This is a genomic window from Frankia sp. CcCS3 (genome assembly GCF_977927575.1).
Genome location: NZ_CDWRCL010000010.1, coordinates 1 through 14,831, shown reverse-complemented (window position 1 = coordinate 14,831; position 14,831 = coordinate 1). Strand labels below are relative to the sequence as shown.

General features: G+C 69.3%; 12 protein-coding genes and 2 tRNA genes. 5 read left to right on the top strand and 9 right to left on the bottom strand.

Annotation, left to right across the window (positions count from 1 at the left end):
• Nucleotides 1–44 precede the first annotated feature (44 nt).
• The gene (locus AC08OQ_RS01960) at nt 45–752 is read left to right on the top strand and encodes an IclR family transcriptional regulator (RefSeq protein WP_476599838.1); all 708 of its coding nucleotides are present in this window, start codon (nt 45–47) and stop codon (nt 750–752) included.
• 476 nt (nt 753–1,228) lie between these two features.
• On the top strand, nt 1,229–3,343 hold the full coding sequence (locus tag AC08OQ_RS01955; protein ID WP_476599840.1) for a protein kinase domain-containing protein: 2,115 nt from the start codon (nt 1,229–1,231) through the stop codon (nt 3,341–3,343).
• Nucleotides 3,344–3,452: 109 nt separating this feature from the next.
• On the opposite strand, the gene AC08OQ_RS01950 is transcribed toward AC08OQ_RS01955, so the two are convergent.
• A complete protein-coding gene (locus AC08OQ_RS01950; protein ID WP_462186123.1) occupies nt 3,453–5,027 on the bottom strand; it encodes a sensor histidine kinase in 1,575 nt (524 codons plus the stop codon).
• 201 nt (nt 5,028–5,228) lie between these two features.
• On the opposite strand from AC08OQ_RS01950, the gene AC08OQ_RS01945 reads away from it, so the two are divergent.
• The gene (locus tag AC08OQ_RS01945) at nt 5,229–5,522 is read left to right on the top strand and encodes a hypothetical protein (RefSeq protein WP_476604441.1); all 294 of its coding nucleotides are present in this window, start codon (nt 5,229–5,231) and stop codon (nt 5,520–5,522) included.
• A gap of 123 nt (nt 5,523–5,645) precedes the next feature.
• On the opposite strand, the gene AC08OQ_RS01940 is transcribed toward AC08OQ_RS01945, so the two are convergent.
• The 3 genes from AC08OQ_RS01940 to AC08OQ_RS01930 form a co-directional block, all read right to left on the bottom strand.
• Nucleotides 5,646–5,718 (bottom strand) — tRNA-Glu (locus AC08OQ_RS01940).
• Nucleotides 5,719–5,807: 89 nt separating this feature from the next.
• Nucleotides 5,808–5,879: transfer RNA gene (locus tag AC08OQ_RS01935), tRNA-Gln, on the bottom strand.
• A gap of 167 nt (nt 5,880–6,046) precedes the next feature.
• Nucleotides 6,047–6,826 carry a fumarylacetoacetate hydrolase family protein gene (locus tag AC08OQ_RS01930; RefSeq protein WP_462203425.1) on the bottom strand — a complete coding sequence of 260 codons (780 nt, stop codon included), beginning with the start codon at nt 6,824–6,826 and terminating at the stop codon, nt 6,047–6,049.
• A gap of 303 nt (nt 6,827–7,129) precedes the next feature.
• Here AC08OQ_RS01930 and AC08OQ_RS01925 point away from each other — a divergent pair, with 303 nt between their 5' ends.
• Nucleotides 7,130–7,393: a hypothetical protein gene (locus AC08OQ_RS01925; RefSeq protein WP_476598540.1), complete on the top strand. Its 264-nt coding sequence runs from the start codon at nt 7,130–7,132 to the stop codon at nt 7,391–7,393.
• A gap of 106 nt (nt 7,394–7,499) precedes the next feature.
• Here AC08OQ_RS01925 and cimA read toward each other — a convergent pair whose 3' ends face one another.
• The 5 genes from cimA to AC08OQ_RS01900 all read right to left on the bottom strand — a co-directional run bounded on the left by cimA (nt 7,500) and on the right by AC08OQ_RS01900 (nt 12,877).
• Nucleotides 7,500–9,104 (bottom strand): citramalate synthase, encoded by a 1,605-nt coding sequence (gene cimA, locus AC08OQ_RS01920; RefSeq protein WP_476598542.1) that lies wholly within the window; start codon nt 9,102–9,104, stop codon nt 7,500–7,502.
• A gap of 235 nt (nt 9,105–9,339) precedes the next feature.
• Nucleotides 9,340–10,017 (bottom strand): Crp/Fnr family transcriptional regulator, encoded by a 678-nt coding sequence (locus AC08OQ_RS01915; protein ID WP_476598544.1) that lies wholly within the window; start codon nt 10,015–10,017, stop codon nt 9,340–9,342.
• A gap of 110 nt (nt 10,018–10,127) precedes the next feature.
• Entirely contained in the window at nt 10,128–10,514 is a 387-nt protein-coding gene (locus AC08OQ_RS01910) for a CBS domain-containing protein (RefSeq protein WP_476598546.1), read from the bottom strand.
• A gap of 189 nt (nt 10,515–10,703) precedes the next feature.
• Entirely contained in the window at nt 10,704–11,630 is a 927-nt protein-coding gene (gene ilvE / locus AC08OQ_RS01905) for a branched-chain-amino-acid transaminase (protein WP_476598548.1), read from the bottom strand.
• A 218-nt stretch (nt 11,631–11,848) separates the two neighbouring features.
• Nucleotides 11,849–12,877, bottom strand: coding sequence for a 3-isopropylmalate dehydrogenase (locus tag AC08OQ_RS01900; RefSeq protein ID WP_462187996.1), 1,029 nt, complete (start codon nt 12,875–12,877; stop codon nt 11,849–11,851).
• A gap of 608 nt (nt 12,878–13,485) precedes the next feature.
• Here AC08OQ_RS01900 and AC08OQ_RS01895 point away from each other — a divergent pair.
• Nucleotides 13,486–14,694 (top strand): EAL domain-containing protein, encoded by a 1,209-nt coding sequence (locus tag AC08OQ_RS01895; RefSeq protein WP_476604440.1) that lies wholly within the window; start codon nt 13,486–13,488, stop codon nt 14,692–14,694.
• The last annotated feature ends 137 nt before the right edge of the window (nt 14,695–14,831 follow it).

The window sequence follows — 14,831 nt, the reverse complement described above, 5'->3', positions numbered from 1 at the left end:
CCCACAGCCTGTTGTCTCATGATGTGGGATGACAGTATCAATGTGTGAAACAGCTTAGCGGAGTCGGAGTCCTGGACAAAGCAGCCCTCGTGCTGACCGCCGTCGAGGCGGGACCGGCGTCACTCGCTGATCTGGTGGCCCGAACCGGGCTCACCCGCGCGACGGCGCATCGGCTGGCACACGCTCTCGAGGTCCACCGCCTCCTTGGCCGGACCGCCGACGGCCGCTTCGTCCCCGGGCCGCGGCTCGCCGCCGGGACCCCGACCCCCCTGCCGTGGGACCTGCTGGATCGGGCCGGCCGGGTTCTCACCGAGCTTCGCGAGATGACCGGAGAAAGTGCCCAGCTCTATGTGCGGCGCAGGGCCCTGCGCCACTGCGTCGCCGCCTCCGAACGCGCCAGCGGCCTGCGCGACACCGTGCCCGTCGGCGCCACGCTCCCGATGACGGCGGGATCCGGCGCTCAGGTCCTCCTCGCCTTCGCGGCACATCCCGAGCCGGAACTGCTCGCCGGAGCCCTGTTCGACGAAGCCGTCCTCCGCCGGGTGCGCGATCGTGGCTGGGCGGAGAGCATCGGGGAACGCGAGAGGGGGTTGGCGTCCGTGTCCGCCCCGGTGCACGACGGCCCGGGAACAGTGATCGCGGCAGTGTCCCTGTCGGGGCCGGTGGAGCGGCTCACCCGGTCGCCGGGACGCCGGCACGGCGCGGCGGTCCTCGCCGCGGCGGCCCGGCTCTCGACACCGACCGTCGGCTGACACACCCACCCGCCTGCATCCACCCGCCACCAACCGCCGACCACCGGACGTCGGTCACCAACGGTGGACCGCCACAACTTTTCCTCGGCCACAAAACACGCGACCAGACCTTTTTCGTCGGCCGTTCTTGCCATTCGCCATTTTGAATCCCCCATTCGGACCCCACGCCCACGACTGCCCGGGCTACATCTGCCGGTGGCGGGCGGCGGCTCTACCGCGCAGGGGTATCCCCCGCCGCGCGGCTTCGCCGCCCTACGTCGTAGCCTGTTCGAGTCGTCCGTCTCGGATGATCGGAACAGTAGGCCGGATGACCCATGCGGGTATTGGCATCTAGTGCAAGCGATACAGCTCGCCCGCGCACTGGTGCGCTCGTCCGGATGACGCTCCGGGCTCCGCCCACGGGCCGCCGCCGCCCGCAGCGGCGCCGCCGTAGGCTCGGCCGCCCCGGGCGGCGCCAAAGAAGGGGACAACGCGCGGTGCGCAAACTGGGTTCGCGGTACGTGCTGCACGAGGTACTCGGGCAGGGTACGACCGGCCAGGTCTGGCGGGGCGCCGCCGTCTCGGACGGTGCTCCCGTGGCCATCAAGGTGCTGCGCCCCGAGCTCGCCGACGATCCCAAGATCGTGGAGCGATTCCTGCGTGAGTGGGACCTTCTGATCGACCTCGACAGCCCGGATCTCGTCGCCGTATGCGATCTGGTGAACGAACCCGATGTGCTCGCCATAGTCATGGATCTGGTTGACGGTCCCGACCTGCGGGCCCATCTGCGCGAGTTCGGGCCTCGGCCGGTGGAGGAGGCGGTCCGGCTCGTCGTCGGCACCCTGTGGGCGCTCGACAGCGTGCACGCCGCCGACGTCGTCCACCGGGACGTCAAACCCGAGAACATACTCATCGACACCTCCGATCCGGCTCATCCGATCGTGCGCCTGACCGACTTCGGGATCGCCCAGATGATCAATGGTTCGTCCCGGACCAGCACCACCGGACCGATCGGGACCCCGCTCTACATGGCCCCCGAGCTGAGCACGGGCGCGCCACCGACCCCGGCAGCGGACGTGTACTCGGCGGGAGTCGTGCTGTACGAGCTTCTCGCGGGTTCGCCGCCGTTCGACTCCCCCAACCCGGCCGAGCTCCTGCAGGCGCACCGCGAAAAACAGCCCCAGCCCATTCAGGGTGTGCCGGCGCCGGTGTGGGGTGTGCTGGCCGGAATGCTCGCCAAGTCCCCGAGGCAGCGGCCCGTGAGCGCCGCCGATGCGGCCGAGGACCTGGTCGAGGCGCTCGAGGCCAGCCGTTGGGGGACCGGCTACGCGTCCAGGCCAGGCAGCCATGCCGACCATGACAACCGAATCCAGCTCTCCGCACTCGCCGGCGCGTCCGCGGCCCGGGCCGACAATCATTCCCCCGCCACGGGAACGCAGCGCGTGGTGCGCTCCGCCGCCGTGGCCGCGGCGGCGGGCACGGGAGGCGTGGTCGGCGCATCCGCCGCGCCTGACTGGTCCGACCTGGAGCACACGCAGATCGCGGGCAGTCTGCTGACCACCGCCACGAAGACCGGTGGACGGGATGGCGGCGTCGAGCGCACCCGGATGGCCCCGGCCGCCGGCGGCCGGGGAGGGTGGGACGGTGACGCCCCGACCGGCATACAGCCGGCGCTGCGGATCCCGGCCCGCTCCGACGCTCCGGCCGCGGACACGAACACAGTCATGTCGGCGATCCCGGCGAACCACCAACCCGGCCCCCCGATCGGTGGGGCCGCGGCCGCCTCGCGGGCGGCCGCCGACCGGCGGCGGCGTAGCCGGATCGCGGCGGGTGCGGGCCTTGTCGTCGCCCTCGTCGCCGGTGCCGGCGCCTGGGCGCTCGCCTCCAGCGGGGGCACCGGCGCGGAACTGAGCGCGGACGGTCCCGCCGGGGTGTCCGCCGCGGCAGCCTCGGGCGGTTCCGGCTTCAGAACCAGCGGAGCCGCCGCTCCGGGCGTGGCCGTTGGGGTCAACCCGACGAGCCTCTCCGGGGGCGGGGCAACCCCGCGGCCCAGCGCGAAGGGATCTCCCTCCCCCGGCGCCGGTACGGCGGCTGCGGCTAGCCCCACAGGGGCCACGCCGACGAACAGCCCGACGGCGCGGAGCAGCCCGTCCCCGTCGCCCACCGACGACGGCACGGCGACCGTTCCCAACACCGAGGGCAGCTCGTTCACCACGGCGGAGAACACCCTGAGGTCGGCGGGCTTCACGCACCTCAGTAAGGCCTTCGGGTGTTACGGTGCCGGTGCGGTCGACACCGTCGCGCAGCAGTCCCCGAAGTCGGGAAAGATCGCCAAAACGACCACGATCAACCTGCAGGTCGAGGATTGCGCGCAGGTACCCGGCGTCATCGGAATGACCGAGTCGGACGCCAAGTGGCAGCTCAGCTTCGCCGGCTTCACCTCCACCGCGGTCAACGGGTCGTGCGCCAACGGCGAGACCACCAAGGTGTCGGCGTACTCCCCCACCGGACAGCGCCCACGCCATTCCACGACGGTGACGTTGACCCTGGCCTGCACCAAGCCCCCGGCGTCCGCCCCGGCCCCGACCCCGACATCGACGGCCAAGAACTGAACGCCTGACCATCGGGCCGCCGCCTGGGCAGGTCCCGGCGCCTTCCCGGCACGGGGATCAGTCCGGCACGGGGATCAGCCCGGCACGAGGAACGGTCTTCCCGCCCCGCTCAGCCGAGACGGTCCATGGGCAACGAGCGGATGTCGTCCCGGGGACCAGCGAGCGGCCCGCCGGTAAGCCGTGGCTTACCCGGCTCCTCGTCGACCCGGATACTGCGCGGCAGGGGCATCGGAACCGGCAGTTCCGCCTCAGGCTCCGGCGCGAGCGCCGCCAGGCTGGTCGCCGCCCACAGGTCCACCTCGACGATGATCTCGCCGTTCTCCGAGGACATCCGCAGCCGTCCCCCGTGTACCTCGACGAGGCGTCGCACGACGTAGAGCCCCATGCCGGCCCCGTCCGTGGGGCGGGTCGCCGTGCCGTCCCGCTGGGTGAACGGTTCGAAGAGCTGGCGGATGGTGTCGGGGTCGAGATCGGGCCCGGGATTACGGACGCGCAGGACGACCTCGTCGCCCACCCGGCCGGCTATGAGCCGTACCGGCGCTCCCGGCCAGGAGTGCACCAGGGCGTTGTCGACGAGGTTCGCGACCACCTGGATGAGGGCCTGTCGGGCCATCCGCACCGGCAGCTCCAGCGGAAGATCCACCGTCACGCTGCTCGGCGACCCGGTGTACGAGAGCGTGGCGAGCACGTGCCGGACGACCTCCGGCAGATCGGCGATGGTGGTCTCGTCCGTGCCGGTGGCCGTGGCGGCCGTGAGCATGTTCTCCAGCAGGCGGGAGAGGCGATCGGAGTAGTTCACCGCCGCATCGAGCAGATCGTCGAGCTGGGCGTCCGAGAGCCGGTCGCGACGGCGCTTGATGGTCAGCAGGTTTCCGCGGATACCGGTCAGTGGCGTGCGGAACTCGTGCGACACCGTCGCGACCAGGTCGCTGCGGATCCTGTCGGTCTCCTCCAACCGGGCCATCAGGCTCTGCTGACCCTCGTAGAGCTGCTGCCGGTAGTGCTCCACCCGGCGGCGGGACTGCTCGTTGTAGTGCCAGAAGACCATCTGTGCGCAGGCAAGAGCGAAGATGAAGCCGGCATGCAGGCCGGCCACCAGCCAGGCATTGTCCAGCAGCTCCCCGTCGGCCGAAATGATGTTGCCGATCGCCAGGTTGGCGACGAACACGAAGGCGATCGCCAGCAGATAGACGGTCCACTCCTCGTAGAGCGCGATCAATGCGACGACCACGAAGAAGTGAAAGTACATCGGGGTGAGGCCGCTCGAAAAATGGACGAGGACGACAGAACAGCACAGCAGCCCGAGGCTGGCGGCCAGGGCACGGACCCGGCGGCGGCCGGGCACCACCGCGGAGGCGAACAGCAGCGCCGGCAGACTGGCCGCCAGAAAGCCGTGCACGAGGCTCAGGTCGCGCCAGATCGCGTAACAGACGATGACCGGCAGGTGTATCGCCAGCACCAGGCACATCAACGTGTGACGGGCCGTCCAGTCCTCGATGGGCAGACCGCGGCCCTGGGGAAGCAGCGAGGTGATGCGCCGGGCGGCTCCCGGCAGGACGTCCACCTGCTCCGGTGCCGATCCCGGCGGGCGCAGCCGACCAGCATGGCGGGCGGCGCGCCCCACGTGCGCACTCCCATGCCGACGCCGTGCGCGTTCGGGTGCCGATGGACTGACGGTGGACATCCGCGCAAGTTTGTACCGATCCGGTGCTGGAGCACCATGGTTGTCAAGGGTGGTGTCGCATGGCGACAATGCCCAGGTTTGACTAGGCCATCTGCACCACCTGGTACCGGGCTCAACGGAGCATGGCGCGGACCTCGCCCTCCCCGCCAGGCTGTGGTCCGCGGGGTGGCCCCGAGACAGCCCCCCATGGAGGAGGACACCGTGCCCCCAGTGGCCCTGACAGCCCCAGTGGCCCTGACAGCCTCGACCGCTTCCGCGATCGCCCCGTCGACCGCGGGTCGGATCGGCCCGCCGCAGCCGGGTGCCACCGACGATCCCGCGCTGACCGCCGTCATGGCCCGGGTCGCGCGCCCCCAGCTACGCCTGGTGGCCTCGACCCCGGACACCGAGATCGAAGTGGTCCACGGCCGCGGAGGCCCAGCGTCCTGCGGCTGCCGCGCGTGCACGATGGCCCGCCACCCCGCGACCATGCTGCGGTTCGAGGTTATGCGGTAGGCCCGGATCGCGCCCGACATGACGATGGCCCCCGGAGAGGAATCCGAGGGCCATCGATGGTCCGTCTTGGTGCGAGGGCGTAGCTCTCGTCCTCTGCGAAGAATCGAAGATAAAACCGCTGTGTAGCCCCGACCGGATTCGAACCGGCGCTACCGCCTTGAGAGGGCGGCGTCCTGGGCCGCTAGACGACGGGGCCAAGACTCTGGTTCTTACTTACGCGCTTATGTGCGTGTCACACTGTACAGTATAGCGGCCAGTTTCGACCGAGCGGCAGATCTGATGCAGCTGGGGTACCAGGACTCGAACCTAGACTAACGGAGCCAGAATCCGTTGGGCTGCCAATTACCCCATACCCCATGGGCCCTGTTCGGGCGCTGCCTACTGTACCTCATGCAGACAGCACATCAGCGCGCCGGGGTGCCGATGCACGCCGGTCATCCCGTCACGTCCCGTGGCTGGGGCATCGGGAATGACCGGCAGCCACCCGACCGGCAGTCATCCGGCGGAGGATCGCGCCGCGGGCGCTAGCGAGCCGTTACCGGGTTGGTGAGCGTCCCGATGCCCTCGACGGTCACCGCCACCGTCTGCCCCGGTGACATCGGCCCCACGCCCGCGGGCGTTCCGGTCAGCAGCACGTCGCCGGGTAGCAGCGTCATGGCCGACGACATGTAGGCGATCAACGAGGGGACGTCGCGCAGCAGCAGGCCGGTTCGGGAGCTCTGGCGCAGTTCGCCGTCCAGGGTGGTGCGGATGGTCAGATCCGCCGGGTCGAGATCCGTCTCGATCCAGGGACCGAGGGGGCAGAAGGCGTCATGGCCCTTGGCCCGGGTCCACTGGCCGTCCGCCTTCTGCTGATCGCGAGCGGTCACGTCATTGGCGCAGGTATAGCCGAGCACCACTTCGAAGGCCCGTTCCACCGGGACGTCACGGCACAGCCGGCCGATGACGATCGCCAGCTCGCCCTCGAAGTCGACCCGCTCGCTGTCCGACGGAAGGGTGATCGGATCGCCCGGGCCGGCGACGCTGGTGGAGGGCTTGAGGAAGAGGATCGGACACTCGGGCGGGGTGTCACCGCCCATCTCCCAGACATGGTCGGCATAGTTCTTGCCCCCGCAGAGCACCTTGCTCGGCAGCACGGGAGCGAGCAGCCGCACGTCGCCGAGCCCCCGGCGGACGCCGGTGAAGGAGAACGGACCGAACGGATGCGGGGTGATGCCGGAGATCACGGCCGTACCCGCCTCGATCGACCCCTCCACGACCCCGAACCCAGGCTCCGAACCATCGGTAAACCTCGCAATACGCACCCCCAGACCGTACCGAGCCCGCGGAAGGAGCTGACCCGACCGGCCGGTGGGCGGCCCCGCCACACCGCGGGTATGACTCGTATGACCGACATGACCACGGCCGGGGCTGATCAAGTTCGCCAGAACGGTGACGAGTGACCGAGAATTAGGCTAGAACCCGCGCCTGGTCCACCAGCTGGTCCACCAGCGGATGGCAGCCACCCGCTCCCGCTGTCCCGTACTGACCAGATCCGACGCGGACGGCCGACATCACCGCGGAGCTGCCCGGCAAGTTACCCGGCAGAGGAAAGGGAAAGGAAAACGGTGAGCGAGACCGACACCACCCCCGTCTACGATGTCGGCGCACCCGAGCCGAAGCCGATCGACGAGGAACTGAGCGTCAAACTGCGCCACCTGGCCGAAGACGCGATCCTGCGGGGTAAACCCAACGGCGACGAGCGGTGCGACAACTGCCTGTACTACCTGGACGCCGACAAGGACATCACCTACTGCTGGCACCCGAAGCTACGCGTTCTGGTCGGCGGCGACTGGTGGTGCCAGTGGTGGGAGGAGATCCCGCAGGACTGACCCACGTAGCCGGCGGCCCGGCCCGCGGCGGCGGGCTGCTCCGCGGGCGGTACAACGGGAGCACCCACGCCCGGGCGGGGCCGCTCCCGGGGGTTGGGGCCCGGTGTCAGGCCGCGTCCGGGTCTGGGCGCTCTCCCTGCCGCCGCAGTCCGTAGTCGACGGCGTCCTCCAGGGCCGCCCAGGAGGCGGCGATGATGTTCTCGTCCACGCCGATCGTATCCCAGCACTCGCGGCCGTCACTGGTTCCCACCAGGACCCGGGTCACCGCGCCGGTCCCCTGCTTGCCGTCGAGGATCCGAACCTTGTAGTCCACCAGGTCCAGATCGGCCAACCCCGGATATGCCTTCTCCAGCGCGTTGCGCAGTGCCGTGTCGAGAGCGTTGACCGGTCCGTTCCCCTCCGCCGTCGCGACGTGGCGTTCGCCGTGCGAGGTGAGCTTCACCGTCGCCTCGCTGACCACCTCGCCGCCCGGGCGCTGCTCGACGATGACGCGCCAGGATTCGAGGGTGTAGAACCGCTGCCGGCCGGCCACCTCGTCGCGCAGCAGGAGTTCGAAGGAGGCCTCCGCGGCCTCGTAGACGTACCCGGCCGCCTCCCGCTCTTTGACCAGGTCCACCACCCGTCCGAGCGCCTCACGCTGGTTCGACAGGTCAAGGCCGAGCTCACGGCCCTTCAGTTCGATGGTCGCCCGACCGGCGAGCTCCGAGACCAGCATCCTCATGTCACTGCCCACGACCGCCGGGTCGATGTGCTGGTACAGGTCCGGATCGACCTTGACGGCGCTGGCGTGCAGGCCGGCCTTGTGCGCGAAGGCGCTGGCCCCGACGTACGGCCGGTGCGGGTCGGGCACGGAGTTGGTGACCTCGTCGATCGCGTGGGAGACCCGGACGAGCTCACGCAGCCGCCCGGGCGGCAGCACGGCCCGGTCCAACTTGGTCTCCAGACCCGCGATGACGCTCAGCAGGTTGGCGTTCCCGCACCGCTCGCCGTAGCCGTTTGCGGTGCCCTGCACGTGGGTGACGCCGGCCTCCACCGCCACCAGGGTGTTCGCGACCGCGCAGTCGGCGTCGTCGTGGCAGTGGATACCGAGCCGGGCGCCGGTCGTGGCGAGAACATCGGCGACGACCGCGCCGATCCGCGCCGGGAGCATGCCGCCGTTCGTGTCGCACAGCACGACGACCTCGGCACCGGCCTCGGCCGCAACGGAGACGACCTCAAGGGCGTAGGCGGGATGCACCCGATGGCCGTCGAAGAAGTGCTCGGCGTCGACGAAGACCCGCTTTCCCTCCGCGCGCAGATGCACGACGGTGTCCCGGATCATCGCGAGGTTCTCGGCCGGGGTGGTGCGCAGGGCACGTTCGACGTGGCGCAGATCCGACTTGGCGACCAGGCAGACCACCGAGGTCCCCGCGTCCCGAAGCGCCGCCACCTGGGGATCGTCCGCGGCGGCGCGGCCCGCCCGCCGGGTGGCCCCGAAGGCGGTCAGCACGGCGGTCGTCAGGTTCAGTTCGCCGCGCGCCCGGGTGAAGAACTCCGCGTCCTTCGGGTTCGATCCCGGCCAGCCGCCCTCGATGAAACCGACACCGAGATCGTCCAGGTGGCGGGCCACCGCGAGTTTGTCGCCGACCGAGAGCGACAACCCCTCCTGCTGGGTACCGTCCCGCAATGTCGTGTCATAGATGTGCAGGGAATCGGGATCGTATGGCCGCACGGGGCGCCCCTCCGCAAGGATCTTGGGCCGTTCCGCCCCGGCCGAGCCGAGCGGTCCGGACAACCTCCGGCACGCCGAACCGAGCAGAGTTCGGGAACCTGGGGCCGCCACGCGCCCGGCCCCAGGGGTCAGCGACCGAAGCGCGCGACGGAGACGGGTTCGCCGCCGGGTGACAAGCCTACGATGTAACAGGCCCGACATGTGACGGATGTGGCGTGCGCCACAGTGGAGGATCTCAGTCCCCCGCAAACCGGCGTAGCCGGTCGACCTGCAGGATCGTGATGGTCTGACCTTCCGAGAGGATCCAGGTCCTCCGCTCGAACTCGCGCAACGCCTGGTTCACCGACTGGCGGGAACCGCCGAGCAGCGAGGCGATCTCGGTCTGTGTGAGGCCGAGTTCGATCATTGGACGCCCCGCCTCCCGCATCCGCAGCAGGAGCAACTTGGCCACGCGTCGCGGCAGATCGAGGAAGACGAGGTCGGCATTCGCTCCGGTGAGGCGTCGCACGTGCGCCACCAGTGCTCGGATGAGCTGCTCGGCGACGGCCGGCCGTTCCCGCACGAGTTCCCAGACCGCGGTGCGGTCGAGAACCAGCGCAGTACTCGGTTCGAGCGCCTCGACGCCGGCGGACCGGGTACCCCCTTCGACGATGTTGAGTTCTCCCAGGGTTTCCCGTGGCCCGACAATGTTCAAAACGTGATCACGGCCGTCATCGGCCTTCGTGAGCACCTTCAACCGCCCGGAGGCGACCACCAGAAGAGTGTCGGCGGGCTTACCTTCCGTGAAGACAACCTGTCCACGCCGGAAACGTCGCGTGACGGCTCGCGTGGCGAGCCGCAACAGGTCCTCCTCCTGCAGTTCCTTCAGCAGCGTGGTCGCTCGGAGCAGGGCGACCGCCTCGTTGTCGTGCATGCGGTGACCGTAGCGCCGTCCGCCTGCCTCATGTTCCCCAGATACCCCGGACGACGGGATCGGATTCGGCGGCAGACCGCAAGCATCCCCGGCGTACGACACGGTAGACATCATACCGTAACATGATGACTACTCCAGCAACGTACCACGTCGCGCATGGAGAGGATTCCGGCTACGCCACCGCCCGAGGTCACGATAAGGTGCCGAAAACCGCCCCGCAGCATCGCGGCAGCCGCCTCGTCCAAGGACCACTCCGGATCCGCGAAGACGACATCGCGGGTGAGATGGTCGCCCGCGATCTCGACATCCGGATCCTGAGCCGCGGCGATCGATCGCAGAACGTCCCGTTCGGTCAGGATCCCGTAGCCCTCACTGTCCGCATCGTGGACGACCGCGGCACCCACCTTGCGCGCCGCCATCAGCCTCGCCGCCTGGCGAAGCGTGTGCCCCGGGCCGATCATGAGAACAAGGGAGCTCATAGCCTCCGAAACCCGCACGACGCCCTCCCGACGCTTGTGCATTCGTGAAAACTGCTACTCGCGACGGTAGGCCCTGCCGGCCATGTTGACCAGAGCACACGATGCTTCGGCGTGGGCATTATGTGAGCCCGGCCACGCGGGGCCGGGCTCACGACCCTGGCCGGGACGCGGGGCAACGCGCGAACGCCCGCGACGCCGGCCACGGCGTTATTGCTGGACGAACTCGTTCCACTCCTGGTATCGGTCCAGTTCCCCCCGGGTCGCGCGGTGGAAGATCTCCAGCAGCTCCCGGGTGACGGGGCCCGGCTTCCCGCTCCCGACCTGCCGGTCGTCCACCTCGACGATCGGCACGATCTCGGCCGCCGTGCCGGTGAAGAACGCCTCGTCAGCCAGATAGAGGTCGGTGCGCACGATGTGCTGCTCGATCACCTCGTACCCCTGATCGGCGGCGATCCTCATGATCGAGGCGCGGGTGATGCCACCGAGCGGACCATCCGTGAGGAGCGGAGTGATGACCTTGCGTCCGGAGACGATGAAGACGTTTTCCCCGGTGCCGTCGGCGATGTGGCCATTGGGGCTGGTCAGAATCGCCTCGTCGTAACCGGCCTTGACCGCCGCGACCTTCGCCAGGGACGAGTTGAGGTACTGCCCGGACGCCTTGGCCGCCGGCGGCGTGATGTTCGGGTCGTTCCGCTTCCAGGAGGAAATCATCGCGCGGACGCCGTTCTCCTCTGCCTCCTCGCCGAGGTAGGCGCCCCACGGCCACACCGCGATCATGACCTCGACAGGAGAAGGCAACGGATTGAGCCCCATCTCACCGTAACCGAGGTAGATCAGCGGCCGGATGTAGCAGGAGGCGATGTCGTTCACCGCGATGGTCTCCTTCGTCGCCGCGACGACCTGCTCCGGCGTGAAGGACGGCTCCATCACATAAATCTTGGCACTGCGGTAGAGACGGGCGATGTGGTCCGTCAGCCGGAACACGGCGGGCCCTTGGGCCGTCTCGTAGCAGCGGACGCCTTCGAACACACCCCACCCGTAGTGCAGGGTCGGGTTGAGCACGTGGATGCGGGCGTCGTCCCAGTCGACGAACTCTCCACTCATCCAGATCTTCGAGGTTGGGGTGATAGGCACGGCGACTCCAGGCCAAAGTACGACGAAGCGAACAGGAGATGACGAATCCGCCGATCTTCGCCGTGATGGGGCCCTGTCGGCTGCCGTCTTACCGGATCTACGGCTCCCGTAGAGAATAACCACGACGCACCTGGACCGGAAGGGCCCCCGCGGCGATCAACCATCCGGCCTCCACCGGTGGCGTGGCGGGGTGGCGCGAGGACCGGGGTGGCGAGGACTCAGCCCGCCGCCCGCGCGGCGAGGTCCTCGCCGCGTTCCCGGGTCGACAGCTGGGCCGCTCCCGCGGCGGCACGATCCGCCAGGGAGGATGCGACGGCGGCCTCGACCTTCGCCGCCTCCTCGGCGTGGCCGAGATGATCGAGCAGCATCGCCACCGAGGCGACGGTGGCCGTCGGGTCGGCGAGCTGCCTGCCGGCGATATCCGGGGCGCTGCCGTGCACGGGCTCGAACATGCTCGGGTGGGCACCGGAGGGATCGAGGTTGCCACTGGCGGCCAGGCCGATCCCGCCGGTGATGGCCGCGCCGATGTCGGTGATGATGTCGCCGAACATGTTGTCCGTCACGACGACGTCGAACCGGCCCGGATCGGTCACGAAGAACATCGAGGCCGCGTCCACGTGCTGGTAGTCGACGCGCACGTCGGGGAACTCGGGCGCCACCTCGGCCACGGTGCGCGACCACAGGTCGCCGGCCTTGGTCAGCACGTTGTTCTTGTGCACGAGAGTCAGATGGCGACGCTCGCGTCGATCGGCCCGCCGGAACGCGTCGCGCACGACGCGCTCGACGCCGTACCGGGTGTTGAGGCTCTCCTCGGTTGCCACCTCGTGAGGCGTCCCCTTCCGGAGCACACCCCCCGCGCCCGCGTACGGCCCCTCCGTGCCCTCCCGCACCACGATCATGTCGATAGCCGGATCGCCGGCCAGCGGCGAGCGGACTCCCGGGTAGAGCCGCACCGGCCGGAGATTGACGTGATGGTCGAATTCGAACCGCAGCCGCAGCAGCAGGCCACGCTCGAGGACACCGCTGGGCACGCCGGGATCACCGACCGCCCCGAGCAGGATCGCGTCGTGACCGCGCAGTTCCTCCAGCACCGAGTCGGGCAGCGTCTCCCCGGTCTCGTGCCAGCGCCGGGCACCCAGGTCGTATTCGGTCATGTCGACCTTGGGATGTACCGCGCGCAGCACCCGCAACCCCTCCGCCACCACCTCGGGGCCGATCCCGTCACCGCCGATCACTGCAAGCCTCATGGGCCGACTGTAGCGGCCGACCGCGGGTCCGCACGGGTCCGCTCACGACGGGCCACCGCCCCGGCGGCCGTCATCGTACTCCCGAACGGCCGCGAATCACCCCCGAATAACTGCGAACGGTAGCTATACCACTACCTCAGCCTAACCTCGCCTCCGGAACGCCACCCACACTTCCACATTCGATCACCTTGAGTAATCGTAGCGCACCACCTCGCCGAATAAAGTTCACCCCCGTTGTTGCTGGATTGATTTCCATCGGCCGACTCGGACTACTCGCACGCCTCGCGTCGGCACCCGAAAATCCTGGCGAGCAATGACCGTTTTGGCGACGGATCAACGATGAACGACGCCTCCGGCGCCCAGAAACCGCCGATCTTGCGCCGGGGGCACGGGAAGGACGATGAACGGCAATCCGACCGCCACCCGCTGGTCGCACAAAAGAGCGCAGGATTCACAACTCCGGACGGTACTCGCACCCGGCATCGCGGCCGGATGGTAAGAAAATCACTTACAGGACAGGTGCGACGTGCTTCGATGCGAGGGGGGTGCACGGCGCATGATTACTCGGCAGCGGATTCCCGCGGGACCTCCGTCCAGCGACCGCCCCGATGTCGGCGACGCGGCTGTTTCGCCCGGTGGCGCGGCCGAGGGCAGGACGCTGCCCGCAGCCGGTGGGGCGGGCCCCCGGGCGGTCGAAGAACAGCGACGGGGGTGGGACGCGTGGCGACGACCGGCCCGACCTACGCCGGGTTCTCGCCGATCCCGACGAACCCGTGCTGTTCTTCCAGCCGATCGTGGATCTGCAACGGGGGGTCATCGCGGGGTATGAGGCGCTCGCACGCTTCCACAGCCACCCGGCCCACCCGCCCGACCTCGTCTTCGCCGAGGCGGACCGGCTCGGGCTCGCGGCCCAGTTGGAGGCCCGTGTCCTCGCCGCCGCGCTGGAGGCGCGTGACCGGCTTCCCGACCGCTGCTTCCTCGCGGTCAACGTCCTGCCCCATCTGCTCACCACACCAGAAGTCACGGCAGTCTGGCAGCGCGCGGACCTGCGGCGCCTGGTCCTAGAACTCAACGAGGCGGTCGACCTCGACACCACCACCGGCCTGACGACCACCGCGGGCGCACTGCGCAACCTCGGTGCGTTCGTGGCGATGGACGACGTCGGCTCGGGCTACGCCGGGTTGCAGCAGCTGGCGCGAATCCGCCCCGACTTCGTCAAGCTGGACCGCTCGCTCGTGGTCAACGTGGACGACGACCAAGTCAAGATCGCCCTTACCGAGCTGGTCGGCACCTTCGCCAGCCGGCTCAACGCCTGGGTCATCGCGGAGGGGGTCGAGCGGTTCGACGAGCTCGGCATGCTGGTCGCGCTGGGGGTTCCGCTCGGCCAGGGATTCCTGCTCGGGCGTCCCTCCCGGGACTGGCAGCAGCTCGACCCAACCGTGGCTCGGCGTATCCACCAATTCTCGGAACGCAGCAACCACGCCGCGAGCATCGAGAGCCTGATGGAACAGGTCACGATCAGCATAGGTGAATCCGGTCGGTGCGCCATGTCCGCGGACTGTCCGTCCTGTCCCATGAGCGCCGCCCGGAACCGGGACGGTCTCGCGGCCGGCGATGATTCGGCCGGACCGGACGGTGACCGGGCGCCTCGAGCCACCATCATCGTCTCCAACCGATGCCGACCGGTCGCCCTGCATCTGTCCGGCGGCCCGGGCGGCGGCACGGAACCGCGCCGTGTTCCCACGACGCTTTTCGCGCGGCCCGAGGAGCCGGTGACCGAGGTCGCGCGTCGAGCCATGACGGCTCTTCGAAGTTAAGCGGGTTTGAGGCATCTGCGGGCTCGGCGGGTGGTTGCGCAGCGTGTTCGTAGCCGCTGGTTTTCGGGGTTGCGGTAGTCGAAGGCGTCTCGGGCGTCGAGCTTGATGACCCGGGTGTGGCCTTCGCTGGCGGCGTT